Annotated in this window: 17 protein-coding genes; 9 read left to right on the top strand and 8 right to left on the bottom strand. The window is 56.3% G+C overall.

Annotation, left to right across the window (positions count from 1 at the left end; genetic code table 11):
- Nucleotides 1–530: 530 nt before the first annotated feature.
- Nucleotides 531–866, top strand: a complete 336-nt coding sequence (locus tag EDF73_RS14000; protein ID WP_132729718.1) for a hypothetical protein — start codon at nucleotides 531–533, stop codon at nucleotides 864–866.
- Between the two features lie 181 nt (nucleotides 867–1,047).
- Nucleotides 1,048–1,236 (top strand): hypothetical protein, encoded by a 189-nt coding sequence (locus tag EDF73_RS13995; RefSeq protein ID WP_132729717.1) that lies wholly within the window; start codon nucleotides 1,048–1,050, stop codon nucleotides 1,234–1,236.
- A 486-nt stretch (nucleotides 1,237–1,722) separates the two neighbouring features.
- Here the strand turns inward: EDF73_RS13995 and EDF73_RS13990 are convergent, their stop codons facing one another.
- Nucleotides 1,723–2,904 (bottom strand): PLP-dependent aminotransferase family protein, encoded by a 1,182-nt coding sequence (locus EDF73_RS13990; protein ID WP_132729716.1) that lies wholly within the window; start codon nucleotides 2,902–2,904, stop codon nucleotides 1,723–1,725.
- A 112-nt stretch (nucleotides 2,905–3,016) separates the two neighbouring features.
- Nucleotides 3,017–4,888 carry a bifunctional glutathionylspermidine amidase/synthase gene (gene gss, locus EDF73_RS13985; protein WP_132729715.1) on the bottom strand — a complete coding sequence of 624 codons (1,872 nt, stop codon included), beginning with the start codon at nucleotides 4,886–4,888 and terminating at the stop codon, nucleotides 3,017–3,019.
- A 277-nt stretch (nucleotides 4,889–5,165) separates the two neighbouring features.
- On the opposite strand from gss, the gene EDF73_RS13980 reads away from it, so the two are divergent.
- Entirely contained in the window at nucleotides 5,166–5,726 is a 561-nt protein-coding gene (locus tag EDF73_RS13980; protein ID WP_132729714.1) for a thioredoxin domain-containing protein, read from the top strand.
- Between the two features lie 142 nt (nucleotides 5,727–5,868).
- Nucleotides 5,869–6,735, top strand: coding sequence for a glutathione-dependent disulfide-bond oxidoreductase (yghU, locus tag EDF73_RS13975; RefSeq protein WP_132729713.1), 867 nt, complete (start codon nucleotides 5,869–5,871; stop codon nucleotides 6,733–6,735).
- A gap of 34 nt (nucleotides 6,736–6,769) precedes the next feature.
- Here yghU and EDF73_RS13970 read toward each other — a convergent pair whose 3' ends face one another.
- Both EDF73_RS13970 and yghX read right to left on the bottom strand, forming a co-directional pair.
- On the bottom strand, nucleotides 6,770–7,057 hold the full coding sequence (locus EDF73_RS13970; protein WP_132729712.1) for a DUF2623 family protein: 288 nt from the start codon (nucleotides 7,055–7,057) through the stop codon (nucleotides 6,770–6,772).
- 77 nt (nucleotides 7,058–7,134) lie between these two features.
- On the bottom strand, nucleotides 7,135–8,022 hold the full coding sequence (yghX, locus tag EDF73_RS13965; protein ID WP_132729711.1) for a YghX family hydrolase: 888 nt from the start codon (nucleotides 8,020–8,022) through the stop codon (nucleotides 7,135–7,137).
- A 148-nt stretch (nucleotides 8,023–8,170) separates the two neighbouring features.
- Between yghX and mgrA the strand changes: the two genes are divergently transcribed.
- On the top strand, nucleotides 8,171–9,211 hold the full coding sequence (mgrA, locus tag EDF73_RS13960) for an L-glyceraldehyde 3-phosphate reductase (RefSeq protein WP_132729810.1): 1,041 nt from the start codon (nucleotides 8,171–8,173) through the stop codon (nucleotides 9,209–9,211).
- A 44-nt stretch (nucleotides 9,212–9,255) separates the two neighbouring features.
- Here the strand turns inward: mgrA and EDF73_RS13955 are convergent, their stop codons facing one another.
- The 3 genes from EDF73_RS13955 to exbB form a co-directional block, all read right to left on the bottom strand.
- Nucleotides 9,256–9,750: a TIGR00645 family protein gene (locus tag EDF73_RS13955; protein WP_132729710.1), complete on the bottom strand. Its 495-nt coding sequence runs from the start codon at nucleotides 9,748–9,750 to the stop codon at nucleotides 9,256–9,258.
- 141 nt (nucleotides 9,751–9,891) lie between these two features.
- Entirely contained in the window at nucleotides 9,892–10,317 is a 426-nt protein-coding gene (exbD, locus tag EDF73_RS13950; RefSeq protein ID WP_132729709.1) for a TonB system transport protein ExbD, read from the bottom strand.
- 6 nt (nucleotides 10,318–10,323) lie between these two features.
- On the bottom strand, nucleotides 10,324–11,055 hold the full coding sequence (exbB, locus tag EDF73_RS13945; RefSeq protein WP_132729708.1) for a tol-pal system-associated acyl-CoA thioesterase: 732 nt from the start codon (nucleotides 11,053–11,055) through the stop codon (nucleotides 10,324–10,326).
- A 251-nt stretch (nucleotides 11,056–11,306) separates the two neighbouring features.
- On the opposite strand from exbB, the gene metC reads away from it, so the two are divergent.
- Nucleotides 11,307–12,494 (top strand): cystathionine beta-lyase, encoded by a 1,188-nt coding sequence (gene metC / locus EDF73_RS13940; protein ID WP_132729707.1) that lies wholly within the window; start codon nucleotides 11,307–11,309, stop codon nucleotides 12,492–12,494.
- A gap of 130 nt (nucleotides 12,495–12,624) precedes the next feature.
- The gene (yghB, locus tag EDF73_RS13935) at nucleotides 12,625–13,284 is read left to right on the top strand and encodes a DedA family general envelope maintenance protein YghB (RefSeq protein ID WP_132729706.1); all 660 of its coding nucleotides are present in this window, start codon (nucleotides 12,625–12,627) and stop codon (nucleotides 13,282–13,284) included.
- 65 nt (nucleotides 13,285–13,349) lie between these two features.
- On the opposite strand, the gene EDF73_RS13930 is transcribed toward yghB, so the two are convergent.
- Nucleotides 13,350–14,249 (bottom strand): AraC family transcriptional regulator, encoded by a 900-nt coding sequence (locus EDF73_RS13930; protein ID WP_132729705.1) that lies wholly within the window; start codon nucleotides 14,247–14,249, stop codon nucleotides 13,350–13,352.
- Between the two features lie 195 nt (nucleotides 14,250–14,444).
- Between EDF73_RS13930 and yqhD the strand changes: the two genes are divergently transcribed.
- Both yqhD and dkgA read left to right on the top strand, forming a co-directional pair.
- Nucleotides 14,445–15,608 (top strand): alcohol dehydrogenase, encoded by a 1,164-nt coding sequence (gene yqhD / locus EDF73_RS13925; RefSeq protein ID WP_132729704.1) that lies wholly within the window; start codon nucleotides 14,445–14,447, stop codon nucleotides 15,606–15,608.
- 144 nt (nucleotides 15,609–15,752) lie between these two features.
- Entirely contained in the window at nucleotides 15,753–16,580 is an 828-nt protein-coding gene (gene dkgA / locus EDF73_RS13920) for a 2,5-didehydrogluconate reductase DkgA (RefSeq protein WP_132729703.1), read from the top strand.
- Nucleotides 16,581–16,698 lie beyond the last annotated feature (118 nt).

Below are 16,698 nucleotides of genomic sequence, written 5' to 3'. Positions count from 1 at the left end.
ACATTCCCCCTCAAACCGGGTAAAAATATAATGAGTCAAAGGGCGAATTATCCAGGAAAAATAAATAGCAAGTTTTTCGGCATATAAAAAATATCGCCAGAGGATCGTTTTTTCCTGTTCAGAAAACCCGCTACCGGCGAGCCATACGGCTCCTCACCCTGACACGGCGGCCCGGAACCTTGTTCCGGTTCGGGATGGTCAGCGGATGATGCGCCGCTGTTTTCCGTTATTTTTCGTCATCGTTAATGCGGCGCCGTTAACATAGCGTCGCATCGTCGGCGATATTCACTATTAAAGGCCAATCCCGGAGGGATATACGCTGTAAGCGACTCAACGATCGGCCGCCATTTATTTTTTAGCGATGCATATGATGACTCTGAATACTCCTGCGGCGAATGCGCTCACCTGCTCTTTTATCGCTGTGCAGCGCCTGCCTCCCTCAGTCCGCAGGCGAAATGATGCCAGCGGGATGACATCCGCTTTCCACAGCGGGTACACTCAGGTTCCCGTTTCCCCTTCGCGACTGAGCTATGCTAAAGAAATTACCATTTATTATCCCGCCGTTGGCGCTTATCGCGCTGCTTGCCTGGTGGCTCACGCCGCACTATTCCGCAGAAGATGAGGCTTACTACCGCTCGGTTTTCTGCGTCATCGATCGTCACGATAGTGGGACGTTTCTCCGCGACATGGAAAACATCGTCGAAGGCGGCAACTCGGATTATGCCCTGCACAAAACCCATTTTATTCCGGCGCTGGCCGAGCGAATGCGCCAGACCTGGCTACAGTTAAGTCAGGAAGAGCAGGACAGTATCCGTGAGGATCAGCAGCGCTGCCGTCAGCTGATGAGCGAAAAGCAGCAGGGTTAAACCTTACCCTGTTAACCCGTCGGTCAGGGGGATACGCGGCGGCCTGCCCGGTATTCCCGCGCGCCCGCCTTTTCCCCGGGAAAAGTACGGAAATAAACTCCTGCCGACGAGCATAAAAAAGAGTTGATCTGATATGCACAAACTCTTACTTTGCTAAGCAGTTTTCACACGAGATAAGACGATGCCGACAATTACAGCCAGCAGTATGCAAGAAGCGAAGGAATTAATAACCTGTGGAAAATACAGAGAAATCGTGCTGAATTTTGATATTGATGCTGATGATTTCTTTACTCTCGCCACCTCCCAGCAGGCAACAAAAGTCACCATACTCAACAGAAACAACCACTCACCGGTCAAAGCAGAAAAATAATAAAACCTCTGAGGTATTTTTTATGTGGCTATTTATTGGCACACTCGCCATCGCCTTTCTCTCCTCCCTGATGCTCATTTGGCTCGACGATCGCATCGCTGAGCGGGATTAATTCCTGTTCCGACGCTCACCCCCTCTCCACAAACAGGCTCGTCTTCCGTTACCGGGACGACGAGCCGCGTGCTTGTCCAGCCATGCGCTGACCGCAGCTGCCAACGCCATATAGCCCACGAGGGAGAATCCGGGCAGGATAACGCGCGGCGGTAGTTCGCTGGCGCGGCAATACTGTCACCCCGCGTGAGGCTGGCGCGGATAAAGGTCCGTTGCGGTGGAAAATCGGCGCTAAAATCATCCCGCAGGGTCTCATCCAGCATAAATCCAGGGAGCAATACCACGGGCAGGGCATCAAGGCTCATCGGCTCATCCGGCGTTTTGCCGTTCATCACCGGACTCTGCGCCGGGCGGCGCAGAGTCAACTCAGGCAGGTTACAGCGATTTCGCCAGCCGTTCGACGGCGGTCATCAGCCCCTCTTCCGACACCGTAGAGTAGGAGAGACGCAGCGTGCGGGTATCCGGGTTATCGTTATAAAACGCTTCGCCAGGCACGTAGACCACGCCGTTTGCGAGGGTCTTTTTCATCCATTCCATAGTATCGAACGGATAGCGGAAACGGGCCCACAGGAACATACCGCCTTTTGGTCGGCTGAACTCGATGTGCTCGCCCAGACGGGATTCGAGAGCGTCAGCCAGCGCCACGCACTTCTTACGATAATCTTCGCGGATCAGCGCGATCTGGCTATCCAGGCGGTTCATCGTCAGATATTCCGCGGTGATCACCTGAGATAACATATTGGTGTGCAGATCCGCCGCCTGCTTGACGATCACCGTCTGCTGCGCCAGCCAGTCCGGCATCACGATCCAGCCGATCCGCATTCCCGGCGCAAGGATTTTGGAGAAGGTCGAGGTGTAGACCACCCGATCTTCACAGCCCAGCTCGACCGCGTGCTGATACAGCGGACGGCGCACTTCATCGGTGAAACTGATTTCACCGTACGGATCATCTTCGATAATGACAAAATCATACTGCTTCGCCAGGGCAACCAGCCGACGCCGACGATCTTCACTCAGGGTTTTACCGCCCGGGTTACCGAAGGTCGGCACCAGATAAACGGCTTTCACGCGGGTGGTCGTCAGCAGATCCGCCAGCTGTTCAACCAGCATCCCGTCATCATCGGTATCCACGCTGAGAATATTCGCCTGCGCCAGCTGGAAGACCTGCAGCGCCGCCAGATAGGTCGGACGCTCGACGACGATCGCATCGCCCGGATCGAGCAGGGTACGAGCCACGATATCCAACGATTGCTGTGAACCGGAGGTGATATAGACATGGCTTGCCGGACAGGCCACGCCGCGCGTCTGGCACAGCTCGCTCACCGCCTGACGCAGCGGCGGGTAGCCTTCGGTCAAACCATACTGGAATGCATCATTGAAACGCCCCCCCATCACCTGCTGCACCGCCAGATTCAGACCTTCGGTATCAAAAAGCTCCGGGGCCGGGATCCCGCCCCCCAGGGAGATCACGCCAGGCAGTTTACTGTGCTTGAGAAGTTCGCGGACGGCGGAGGGTTTGAGTTCACCCGCGCGGGCGGCGAGTCGCCGATCGTGCATATTATTTTCCTTTTCTGTTTCTGTCTTGTTGTTGTATTGGTAGCTCATAACATAGCTTGCTTGCAGGATTTGTCGCCCGGACAGGCCGTTCAGACGCTATCCGGGCAGCCGGTTACCGGCCGTCTTTGTCTTTCAGCACAATTAACGGTTCGATATCACTCTCTTTTTTGACCACCAGCGAATCATCGCCGCGCAGGCAGGTACCGCCGTAGTTACCGCCGACGGTAAAAGTACAGACCTGAATGTATTTACCATCCACCTTCGGCAGGCACCATAGCTGCTGGTAAATATTCTTACGATCGACAAATTTCCCGCTGGTTTTATCCAGCACTTCGTCTTGCGGACCAATCAGGTCGATATTGCTGCCGCAGCGCCCGGAGATAGGTTTCACCGCATAGCCGGTTTTCGCCAGCTCTTCGTTGACCACAAAATCGGTATCCAGCAGATAGCGATGATGCGGGAACAGCGACCACAGCACCGGCAGAATCGCTTTGTTGCCGGGGATCACCGTCCAGAGCGGTTCAAATACCAGGACTTCCGGGCGCAGCAGGACGTCAATCAGCCGTACCTCCCCTTGCGGATGCCCGGTACGGATCGGCACCGCGGCATACTCGTCGGCGCTGACTTCGCGCACCTGTTCGATGGCGGTTTCCCAGGCCCAGGTTTTCCAGACGCAGTTTACCAGGCGCCCGTCCGCGTCGATCAGCTGTCCGGCGGCGTCCCAGCGCAGTTCATCAAGGCCAAAGAGGATTTTACTCTCGAAGCCGGCCTGGGTGAGCGAGCGCTGGATAAAGCGGGCGTGATAGTGCTCCTCCAGATCCTTATCCTGCATGATATGCACGAAAGGACGGGCCCGACTGTGCTTCCAGGCGCCCGCCAGCTCGTCCAGCAGGTTTTCCGCCGGGTTATGCCCGGTGCCGTAATAGCCCTGTTTCAGCCACTGCTCGAGGATCAGACCGCCTTCGGTATGGCAGGAGGCGGAGTCGGCATTGTATTCATAGACCTTCAGCCCGCGCTCATCCATACAGAAATCCATGCGCCCGGTAATCATATGATGACGACGTCGTTGCCAGGAGAGACGCAGGCGCGGCCAGAGGATTTTGGGGATATCGAACAGCGCCAGCAGGTTGTCATCTTTCATCACCTTGTCGGTGGCGTGCAGGTACATCAAATGCAGCTCATTGGTCGCTTTGATCAGCTCCTGCTCGGCGCTTTCGGTGATAGTGAAATACTGGTAGGGGTCTTGATTAATGAAGTGACCGTTGGCTTCAACGTAGGCTTTTTGCAGCGCGTCCTTCTCGTTCAGCCAGTTACCGCGGAACTGGCCTTTATTCGGCAGGCGCGCCCCGTGGATCGCCATCGCTTCACCGGGCAAGACCGGCTGCGGCAGACTGTGCTCGGTGTCGGCGGTCTGAATCATCCAGCCCAATATCTCCGTATCGGCAAAGGTATCCTTGATGGTGTAGAGGCCGTCTTTGACCTCCAGCGTGAGTTCACGGGTCCATTGCTGGCCCTGCGGCAGCGCGGTGTGAATCACGTTTTGCTCGGCGATTCTGACCTTATTGCCGACCAGTTGGGTAATCACCGCGACATGGCCGGTATGTTTAAACTCACCGCCCTTTTGCCAGATCAGCAGGGAGCCGGCTATCGGCGGACGGCGGGAACCATTGGCGAAGGCCTGGAGCGGCAGAATATTGTCATTAACCACTTCGCGCAGAAAGCGCAGGGAGAAGATTTCATAGGCCATGCCGACATCGGTAAAGACAAAGCCGTAGGTGAGAAACAAAAAGCGGCGGGCGAACTCGACGCACTGCCATTTGTGCCCCATATACTCATTGCCGATGTAACTGCGGAACGTCGCGTCATCCGGATAGTCTCGCGGATTTAAGCTACTGTAATTCGATGAATAAATTGCTACGCCGCCCGGCGCGTAGCCTAACAATGTACCAAAAGGGGCATCGCTGCTAGTCGATCCTTTACTCATTAGCCTGACCTCAAATTAATGCAGCCCGGGCAGTTGGCGGAACAAAACTCCCTCTTCTTATCCTGCCGCAGGCACTTACCAGACAGAGGTGGAATCATAATACCACTCATTCGATTCGCTATTTGTGCCCTGTGGGAAAATAACCCGGCGCCTTCAGGTAAAAGTGATATCGTTATTTGAGATATCTCCCGGTAATACTTCGGGTTGCATCGGCGTTGATGGCAACACGAATGAGACAGGGAAGAACAACGAATAACGCAAACGTCAGGAGTTGATTATGAGCACACAACCTCATCTGCAAGCCCAACCGCTGGTCTGGGGCCACGGCCCGCGTACTTTTGAAGTTTTCCTCGAACCAACCTGCCCGTTTTCAGTCAGGGCCTTCAACAAGCTCGACGACCTGCTGGATGAAGTCGGCGCCGATAATGTGACGATCAAGATTCGTCTGCAGTCCCAGCCGTGGCATCTGTTTTCCGGCGTCATCGTACGCTGTATCCTTGCCGCCTCCACCCTGCCGCACGGCAGAGAGCAGGCGCACAAGGTGCTAAAGGCGGTCGCCGATCATCGCGAAGAGTTTGAATTTACCGACCACTGCAGCGGGCCGAATATGGATGCCACGCCGCAACAAATTATTGAGCGCATCGAACGTTACAGCCACGTTCAGCTCGCAGCGGCCTTTGCTCGCCCGGAACTGCAGACGGAGATCAAATGGCATTGCAAATATGCGCGGCAGAATGGTATCCATGTCTCGCCGACCTTTATGGTCAACGGCCTGGTCCAACCGGACCTCGGCAGCGGTGACGATATCAGCGTGTGGGCCGAGCGGATTATGGCCTGAGCCCCGTGCAGCCGCCCCGGTAGCGCCAGGATTACCGGGGCGATAGCGGCCTGAGGCCGGCGGTATTAAGCCTCAGTGTGTTAAACCCGCGTTGTCACTCCTGCTACACTCCTTCAACACCTCACTAAAAAGGCAGGTCATCATGTCAGAGAATAACTATCAACCACCTAAAGTGTGGGAATGGAAGCAAAACAACGGTGGCGCGTTCGCCAACATTAACCGTCCCGTCTCCGGCGCTACTCATGAAAAAGCGCTGCCGGTCGGCTCACATCCGCTGCAGCTGTACTCTCTGGGAACGCCAAATGGCCAGAAGGTGACGATTCTGCTGGAAGAGCTGCTGGCGCTGGGCGTCAGCGATGCGGAATACGACGCCTGGCTGATTCGCATCGGTGAAGGCGATCAGTTCTCCAGCGGCTTTGTGGAAGTGAACCCCAATTCAAAAATTCCCGCGCTGAGCGACCACTCCACCACCCCGCCGACCCGCGTGTTTGAATCCGGCAGCATCCTGCTTTACCTCGCAGAGAAGTTCGGCTTCTTCCTGCCGAAAGATCCCGCCGGCCGGACCGAAACGCTTAACTGGCTGTTCTGGCTACAGGGCGCTGCCCCGTTCCTCGGCGGCGGCTTTGGTCACTTCTATAACTATGCGCCGGTGAAAATCGAGTACGCCATCGACCGCTTCACCATGGAAGCCAAACGCCAGCTCGACGTGCTGGATAAACAGCTCGCCCGTAACCGCTATGTGGCCGGGGAAGAGTACACCATCGCCGATATGGCCATCTGGCCGTGGTACGGTAACGTGGTGCTGGGAGGGGTGTATAACGCAGCCGAATTCCTTGACGCCGGAAGCTATAAAAACGTCCTGCGCTGGGCGCAGGACGTGGGCAACCGCCCGGCAGTAAAACGTGGCCGTATCGTTAACCGGACTAACGGCCCGCTTAACGAACAGCTACATGAGCGCCACGACGCCAGCGACTTCGACACCCGGACCGAAGATAAACGCCAGGCGTAATGCGCCAGCGACCGGGGGCCTCGGCCTTCGGTCGTTAACTTTCCAGCCGGTATCCGGCCATAAAGTAGCGCATCGCGGTGCAGGAATGTCCCTCCTTGAAAAAATCCATCACCATATTCCTGTCCAGACCATAGCGGCGGGTCAGAATCCCGGCCTCCCACGCGCTAAGCTGACGATCGCCGGTTTGTTCAAACATGCGCTGAGAATAGCCGAGCACAAACCCGCGCTTATAATCCGCACAAAAACCGGCCGCATTGCTGGCGCTTTCGGCCTGAGAGGCCTTTAGCCCGGCCATTAAACCTTTACCAAAATGGTTATCCATCGCTTTCACCCTCAATCGTTATATACAAAATTATATAGCGATTTTTTGAGCGAGTGCTAGCGCTATTTCCCCCATTTTTAGCTGAGGTATTGCGCAAACCACGCCAGGGTTCGCTGCCAGGCAAGCTCGGCTGCCGCCCGGTCATAGCGCGGCGTGGAGTCATTATGGAAGCCGTGATTGACCTGCGGATAGACGTAGGCCTGATAGACCTTATGCTGCGCCTTCAGCGCCTCTTCATAGGCGGGCCAACCGTCGGTGATCGGTTTATCCAGTTCCGCGTAGTGCAGCAGCAGCGGCGCATGAATTTTGGCTACGTCATTAAGCGGCGGCTGGCGGCCGTAAAACGGCACCGCGCAGGCCAGTTCCGGGATCGCGACGGCGGCAGCGTTGCAGACGCCTCCCCCGTAACAAAACCCGGTTATCCCCACCTTGCCGTTCGCCTGCGGGTGTTTTTCCATAAAGGCGACGGCGGCAAAAAAGTCGTTCATCAGCTTCAGCGGATCGACTTTCTGCTGAAGCTCGCGCCCTTCATCATCGTTGCCGGGATAGCCGCCGACCGAGCTCAGACCATCCGGCGCCAGCGCGATATAGCCCGCCTTTGCCACCCGTCGGGCGACATCTTCAATGTAGGGGTTAAGGCCGCGATTCTCATGAACCACCACCACGGCCCCGGGTTTCGCGGTCAGTTTCGTCGGCACCACCATGTAGGCGCGAACCTCTCCGTGGCCGTCAGGAGAAGGGTAGTGAATATATTCCGCACGAATATCGGGATCGGTAAACGGTACCTGTTCAGCAAGCGCATAGTTGGGTTTAAGCAGATTAAACAGCGCCAGCGCGGTCATTCCGCCCACGGCATATTTCCCGGCCAGCTGTAAAAACTGCCGTTTACTGATTTTGCCGTGGGCGTAATAGTCGTAATACTCCAGTAGTTCTTGCGGAAAATCTTTCGCCGTCAGTCGCGTCATCGTTTGTTCTCCGGAAATAAGGCCCCTTTAAGCAAAGCATAAGCTCGCGATGACGCCAGCAATCTTGCGCATTGTGATCCAGCAAACGCCGCCGAAGTGCCATACTAGTTAATATAGAAACGATGTTTTAACTCAATAAGGAGAGATGATGTCCTGGTTAGCTGACCCCACCCGCTACGAGCGGATGCAGTATCGCTATTGTGGTAAAAGCGGTTTACAGCTGCCCGCGTTATCGCTGGGGCTGTGGCACAATTTTAGCCACGGCAACGCGCTGGATGACCAACGCGCCCTGCTGCGTAAGGCTTTTGATCTGGGTATTACCCATTTCGACCTGGCCAATAACTACGGCCCGCCTCCCGGCAGCGCCGAGGAAAATTTTGGTCGCCTGCTGCGCGAGGATTTTGCCGCCTACCGTGACGAACTGATCGTGGCCACCAAAGCGGGCTATACAATGTGGCCCGGTCCCTACGGTAACGGCAGCTCGCGAAAATATCTGCTGGCCAGCCTTGACCAGAGCCTCAAGCGTATGGGGCTGGATTACGTCGACATTTTCTATTCACATCGCGTCGATGAAAATACGCCGATGGAAGAGACCGCCGCGGCGCTGGCGCAGGCGGTGCAGAGCGGTAAAGCTTTATATGTCGGCATCTCCTCCTATTCGCCGGAACGCACCCAGCAAATGGCCGCGCTGCTGCGCGAATGGAAAATCCCACTGCTTATTCATCAGCCCTCCTATAACCTGCTTAACCGCTGGGTCGACAGCAGCGGCCTGCTGGATACCCTCGAGGAGCATGGCGTCGGCTGCATCGCCTTTACCCCGCTGGCGCAAGGCCTGCTGACCGGCAAGTATCTCCAGCAGATCCCGGAAGGTTCGCGGATGTTCTATGAAGGGAAAAGAGACCGCGGCCTGACGGAAAATATGCTCAGCGAGGCAAACCTGCGCAGTCTGCGTTTATTGCAGGAGATGGCCCACCGCCGCGGGCAGAGCATGGCGCAGATGGCGCTGAGCTGGCTGCTGAAAGACGGCCGGGTGACGTCGGTACTGATTGGCGCCAGCCGCCCACAGCAGCTAGAGGAGAACGTGCAGGCGCTGCAAAATCTGGCCTTTAGCGCCGAAGAGCTGGCCCAGATCGACCAGCACGTGGCGGACGGCCAGCTCAATTTATGGCAGGCCTCGTCGGATAAATAAACCGTTCACCCGGCGGGCTGTCTCATGCCGCCGGGCAGACGAAATCAGTGCTTAACCTTGGTCAGGCGATCGAGATAGCCCATCACAAACGCCGACAGCACAAAGGTCAGATGGATAATGACATACCACATCAGCTTGTTGTCCGGCACGTTTTTGGCATCCATAAATACCCGCAGCAGATGGATCGAGGAGATCGCAACGATAGAGGCCGCCACCTTATTTTTCAGCGACGTAGCGTCCATTTTGCCCAGCCAGCTGAGCTTTTCTTTTCCTTCGTTGATATCCAGCTGGGAGACGAAATTTTCGTAGCCGGAGAACATCACCATCACCAGCAGTCCCCCCACCAGCGTCATATCCACCAGCGACAGCAGGGTAAGGATCAGATCCGACTCACCCACGCTGAAAATATGCGGCAGGATGTGGAGAATCTCCTGAAAAAATTTGATCGACAGCGCAATCAGCCCCAGAGAAAGGCCAAAATAAACCGGTGCCAGCAACCAGCGCGAGGCATACATAGTATTTTCCAGAAAGCGTTCCATAAGATCCTGTGAGTTAACCAAAACGGCCGCCATTATATCGCAACCCGCCGGCGCGAATACAACAGCCAGCCCGCGTAGCCGGTGAGCTGCAGGCATAAAAAAGGCTGGCGCAAGGCCAGCCTGGGGAGATCGGTCGGGGAGTTACTGCGCTTTAACGGTTTCTTCACCCACCAGACCAATCTTCAGATAACCCGCCTGATGCAGGGTATCCATGACTTTCATCATCGTCTCATAGTCCACGGTTTTATCCGCGCGGAAGAAGACGGTGGTGTCTTTTTTACCGTCAGTCAGCGCATTCAGCGCGCCGATCATGCTCTCTTCGGTCACCGGGTCGTTGCCGAGGAACATGGTTTTATCCGCTTTCACCGACAGATAAATCGGTTTTTCCGGGCGCGGCTGAGGCTGGCTGGAGGAGGCCGGCAGGTTCACCTTCACATCCACCGTGGCCAGCGGCGCGGCCACCATGAAGATAATCAGCAGCACCAGCATAACGTCGATAAACGGCGTCACGTTGATGTCATGCATCTCGCCGTTATCATCGAGGTTTTCGTTAAAATGCATCGCCATAAAGCATCAACCTACCCGTAATTTCTGCGCGGTACGCACCGGCGTAGTGCCGCTGGCGCTGAGGTCCAGATCGCGGCTTTGCAGCAGCAACACCTGGGCGGCGACATCGCCGAGAGTGGCTTTGTAGCTGCCGATCATGCGGGCAAAGATGTTGTAGATAACCACCGCCGGAATCGCGGCAAACAGGCCGATAGCCGTCGCCAGCAGCGCTTCGGCGATACCCGGTGCGACAACCGCGAGGTTGGTGGTCTGCGTCTGGGCGATACCGATAAAGCTGTTCATGATGCCCCAGACGGTACCAAACAGCCCGACGAACGGAGAAATCGCCCCGATGGTCGCCAGGTAACCGTTGCCGCGGCCCATATAACGGCCCACAAACGCCACGCGGCGCTCAAGGCGGAAACCGGTACGTTCTTTAATACCTTCGTTATCTTCGACGCCTGAAGAGAGTTCCAGTTCGTTCTGCGCTTCGTTAATCAGCTGGCAGCTTAAGCTCCTGGCATGGAAACTGTTGGCAATATCGCTGGCCTGATCGAGGGAACGAGCTTCGCTCAGCAGTTGCTGTTCGCGCTTGAGGCGGCGCTTGCTGGAGAGAATTTCAGCACCCTTGCCGAAGAAGATAGCCCATGTCACAACCGACGCCAGAATCAGGCCGATCATCACCACCTTTACGACAATATCGGCATGATGATACATACCCCAAACGGACAGATCCGCCTGCATCAAATTATTACCCACACTGAATCTCCACGACGTAAATCATAAATTCTGAGCATAATAATATCAAAACGGCATCGAATTGATAGTGGTTCTCATTAGTATTTACACTGTGCAGCAAATCACGTTTATATTCCCTGCGCTTACGCAGAAAAAAAGTTGTCAACGGCGCGTTTGGTAAAATTTTCGCCTGTATCAGCGCTTCCCCGGTACACAATGGGGTAATCATGCTAGTTTAGACGTCCAGACGTATAAAAACAGGTTTGAAAAACATGGCTGACAAACATCTTGATACTACGCTCGTCAACGCCGGGCGCAGTAAAAAATATACCCAGGGCTCGGTAAACAGCGTGATTCAGCGTGCTTCGTCGCTGGTTTTCGATACCGTCGACGCTAAAAAGCACGCCACCCGCAACCGGGCGAAGGGCGAGCTGTTTTACGGTCGTCGCGGCACGCTCACCCATTTTTCCTTGCAGGAAGCGATGTGCGAGCTGGAGGGCGGCGCCGGCTGCGCGCTGTTCCCGTGCGGCGCGGCAGCGGTCGCCAATACGATTCTGGCTTTTGTCGAGCAGGGCGACCATGTCCTGATGACCAATAGCGCCTATGAACCGAGTCAGGATTTCTGTACCAAAGTTCTCGCCAGACTCGGCGTTACCACCAGCTGGTTTGACCCGCTGATTGGCGCCGATATCGCCCGCCTGATCCAGCCCAATACCCGGGTGGTGTTTCTTGAGTCCCCGGGCTCGATCACCATGGAGGTGCATGACGTCCCGGCGATCGTCGCTGCCGTCCGCAGCGTGGCGCCAGAGGCGATTATCATGATCGACAACACCTGGGCGGCGGGCGTGCTGTTTAAAGCGCTGGATTTCGGCGTGGATATCTCGATTCAGGCCGCCACCAAGTACCTGATTGGCCATTCCGACGCGATGGTCGGTACCGCGGTGTCCAATGCCCGCTGCTGGGATCAGCTGCGGGAAAATGCCTATCTGATGGGGCAAATGGTCGATGCCGATACCGCCTATATGACCAGTCGGGGCCTGCGAACCCTGGGCGTGCGCCTGCGTCAGCATCATGAAAGCAGCCTGCAGATCGCCGAATGGCTGGCGCAGCATCCGCAGGTCGCCCGCGTCAACCACCCGGCGCTGCCGGGAAGTAAAGGTCACGAGTTCTGGCAGCGCGACTTTAGCGGCAGCAGCGGTCTGTTCTCTTTTATCCTCAATAAACGCCTGACCGATGCCGAGCTTTCCGCCTATCTCGACAACTTCAGCTTGTTCAGCATGGCCTACTCCTGGGGCGGTTTTGAATCGCTGATTCTGGCCAACCAGCCGGAGCAAATTGCCGCGATCCGCCCGGGAGCTGAAGTCGATTTCAGCGGCACGCTGATTCGGGTCCATATAGGTTTAGAAAATGTTGACGATCTGCTGGCGGATTTAGCGGCGGGCTTCTCCCGTATCGTGTAAAGTGACAGCAAGTGGCAACAATGGCGGACGTTCTGTTAAAAACGGCCGCTTTTGTTGCGCCCGAGATCAAGGTGTTCGGGCCGCTTCAGGAGTACACTAGTCAAAAATACGGTACCACTTAGGAAAGTCCATGGTTGTCATTCAAGAGATTGTCGCCGCGCTGTGGCAACATGATTTTGCCGCACTGGCGAACCCTCAGGTTGTCGGTTTTGTGTATCTGGTTATGTTCGCGACCCTGTTTCTGGAAAACGGTCTGCTGCCGGCCTCGTTTTTACCCGGCGATAGCCTGCTGCTGCTCGCCGGCGCGCTGATCGCCAAAGGCGTCATGGACTTTGTGCCCACTCTCGCGATCCTGACCGTGGCGGCCAGCCTCGGCTGCTGGCTCAGCTATCTGCAGGGGCGCTGGCTCGGCAATACCGCCACCGTCAAAGGCTGGCTCGCCCATCTGCCGCAAAAATATCATCAGCGTGCCACCTGCATGTTTGACAAGCACGGTCTGCTGGCGCTGCTCGCCGGGCGTTTTCTGGCCTTCGTGCGCACCCTGCTGCCCACCATGGCCGGCATTTCCGGGCTCTCAAACCGCCGTTTCCAGTTCTTCAACTGGCTGAGCGCGCTGCTGTGGGTGGGTGTGGTCACCGGCCTGGGATATGCCCTCAGCATGATCCCGTTCGTCAAACGCCATGAAGATCAGGTGATGACCTGCCTGATGATTCTGCCGATCGCCCTGCTGGTTGCCGGGCTGGTGGGCACTCTGGTCGTGGTTATCAAGAAAAAATTCTGCAGCGCCTGACCGCGCGAACCCGGGAGCGACGCTGCGCCGCCTTCCCGGGTTCGGCAGCCGCCGCTCCTCGCCCGTCACATTCCCTGAATCATTCTGATCCGCGCGGCGTCTTCGCCCGGCGTCATGCCGAAATAGCGTTTAAACTCACGGCTGAACTGGGAGGCGCTTTCGTAGCCGACCCGCATCGCCGCCGCGCTGGCCTTCATGCCATCGTGGATCATCAGCATCCGCGCCTTATGCAGGCGATAGCTTTTGAGATACTGCAACGGCGAGGTGCTGGTCACCGATTTGAAATTATGATGAAACGCCGAGACGCTCATGTTGGCTTCCGCCGCCAGCTGGTCGACGCTGAGGTTCTCGGTGTACTGGCTTTCAATGCGTTTCAGGACGCGGCTGATCAGGCTGAAATGGGTTTGCCGGCTCACCAGCGCCAGCAGCGCCCCGCCGCACGGCCCGGTGAGCACGTAATAGAGCATCTCGCGGATAATCTGTTTGCCCAAAATACGCGCGTCCAGCGGGCGTTCCATCACATCCAACAGTCTTTCCGCCGCACACAAGATTTCCTCCGATAAGGCTGCCGAGTTGATCCCGCTCGAAGCCATCGCCGGCTGAAACAGCTCATCCTCACCAATATCCATCAGCAGCTCCTGGAGCTGGAGAATATCCACATTCAGCCGCATCCCTGCCAGCGGAACCTCGGGGGTGGCGAAGGTCTCGCACTCAAAGGGGAGCGGTACCGTCAGCAGCAGGTATTCATTGGTGTCATAGCGAAAAGTCCGCTCGTTGATGTAGCCAATTTTATGCCCCGAAAAGAGAAAAACAATGCCGGGCTGGTACATCACCGGCGTGCGGGTACCCGGCTGCGTACCGTAGAGCAGGCGAATATCGGGCAGCAGCGTACTGAGTTTTTCCTCATTTTCTTTCAATGCGTTAACTTTTTCCGTCAACAGCTGGCATATCTCGGCGCGGTTCATTTACGGGGGTTCTCCAGACGTTTTTGCACTCTTGCATTGTGCGCACTTTCCTGCCTTTTCTCCAGTCCCGTAGAGAAATGGGCAAGACAACGGCAGGAATGTGCATTGAGAGGAGCAGGTTACAGGACCACAATGACCGTCATCTGGCCGAGGCATCTTCTCTGTCGGCAGTTTTACTATTTGAGGGCACGAGCAATGAACAATTTCGATCTACATACCCCAACCCGCATTCTGTTTGGCAAAGGCGCCATCGACAATCTGCGCGATCAAATCCCGGCAGGCGCACGTATTCTGGTGACCTACGGCGGCGGTAGCGTGAAGAAAACCGGCGTGCTTGATCAGGCGCTGAAGGCGCTGAGCGGTTTCGAGGTGCTGGAGTTTGGCGGCATTGAACCGAACCCATCCTACGAGACGCTGATGAACGCCGTCAAAATCGCCCGTGAAGAGAAGGTCACGTTCCTGCTGGCCGTGGGCGGCGGTTCGGTACTGGATGGCACCAAGTTCATCGCCGCGGCGGCGCATTATGATGAAAACGTCGATCCGTGGGAAATCCTCGAAACCCGCGGCAACAACGTCAAAAGCGCGATCCCGATGGGGTCGGTGCTGACGCTTCCGGCAACCGGTTCCGAATCCAATAAAGGCGCCGTCGTTTCGCGTAAAACCACCGGTGACAAACGGGCCTTTATGTCATCCCACGTACAGCCGGTGTTTGCGATTCTTGACCCGGTTTACACCTACACCCTGCCGCCGCGTCAGGTGGCCAACGGTGTGGTTGACGCATTTGTCCATACCGTCGAGCAGTATGTCACCTACCCGGTTGATGGCAAAATTCAGGACCGCTTTGCCGAAGGCATTCTGCTGACTCTGATTGAAGATGGCCCGAAAGCGCTGCAAGAGCCGGAAAACTACGACGTGCGCGCCAACATCATGTGGGCAGCGACCCAGGCGTTAAACGGCCTGATTGGCGCTGGCGTACCGCAGGACTGGGCAACGCACATGCTGGGTCACGAGCTGACCGCGATGCACGGCCTCGATCATGCCCAGACGCTGGCCATCATTCTGCCGGTACTGTGGAATGAAAAACGCGACGCCAAACGCGCCAAACTGCTGCAGTATGCCGCTCGCGTCTGGAATATCACCGACGGCTCTGAAGATGAGCGTATCGATGCCGCTATCGCCGCGACGCGTCAGTTCTTTGAGCAGCTGGGCGTCGCAACCCGTCTTTCCGACTACGGTCTGGACGGCAGCTCCATCCCGGCGTTACTGGCTAAACTGGAAGAACACGGCATGACGGCGCTGGGGGAAAATCAGGATATCACCCTCGACGTCAGCCGTCGGATTTACGAGGCTGCACGCTAAGTTTTCCCTGTCCCCCCTCCTCGTCTTCAGCTGAACTCGCGCGAAGGCGAGGAGTTTAACTACCGTTTTTAGCTATTTCGTCCAGACTTAATGCTACCCCTCAGCGGAATGTATACCGCTGAGTTTCATTAACAGGAGGAAGGCATGACACATCCAACCGTTATAAAACTGCACGACGGCAATCTGATGCCACAACTGGGTCTCGGCGTGTGGAAAGCAGGCAACGAGGAAGTCGTCTCCGCCATTCATAAGGCGCTGGAAGTCGGTTATCGCTCTTTTGACACCGCCGCCGCGTACCAAAATGAAACCGGCGTCGGTCATGCGTTAAGCCGCGCAGGCGTCGCTCGCGATGAGCTCTTTATCACCACCAAGCTGTGGAACGACGATCAGAAACGCCCGCATGAAGCCCTACAAGAGAGTCTGCGCAAACTGCAACTCGACTATGTCGATTTATACTTAATGCACTGGCCGGTTCCGGCGATTGACCACTACGTCGATGCCTGGAAAGGCATGATTGAGCTGCAAAAACAGGGGCTGACAAAAAGTATCGGCGTCTGTAACTTCCAGGTCCACCATCTGCAGCGGCTGCTGGATGAAACCGGCGTCGTGCCGGTGATAAACCAGGTGGAACTCCATCCCTTACTCCAGCAACGTCAGCTACACTCCTGGAACGCCACGCATAAAATCCAGACCGAGTCCTGGAGCCCGCTGGCGCAGGGGGGAGAAGGCGTGTTCGATCAGAAAATTATTCATGAGCTGGCGGATAAGTACGGTAAAACCCCCGCGCAGATTGTTATCCGCTGGCATCTCGACAACGGCCTGGTGGTGATCCCGAAATCGGTCACGCCGTCACGCATTGCGGAAAACTTCAACGTCTGGGACTTCCGTCTCGATAAAGACGAACTCAGTGAGATGGCAAAACTGGACCAGAACAAACGTCTGGGTCCGGATCCGGATCAGTTCGGCGGTTAATCTTCTTTCCCGCCGAAGAGCGTTTCTTATACCGTCCCGGATCGCGGCACAACCGCCCAATCCGGGTTTTCCCTATCATCCTGTTACCCCGGCAGGCATCGCGCCGCCGGGGAATACG

It is taken from the genome of Klebsiella sp. BIGb0138 (assembly GCF_004342285.1).
Taxonomy (GTDB): Bacteria; Pseudomonadota; Gammaproteobacteria; order Enterobacterales; family Enterobacteriaceae; genus Klebsiella.
Note: the sequence above shows the minus strand (reverse complement) of the source record. Positions and strands in the feature narration are given on the sequence as shown.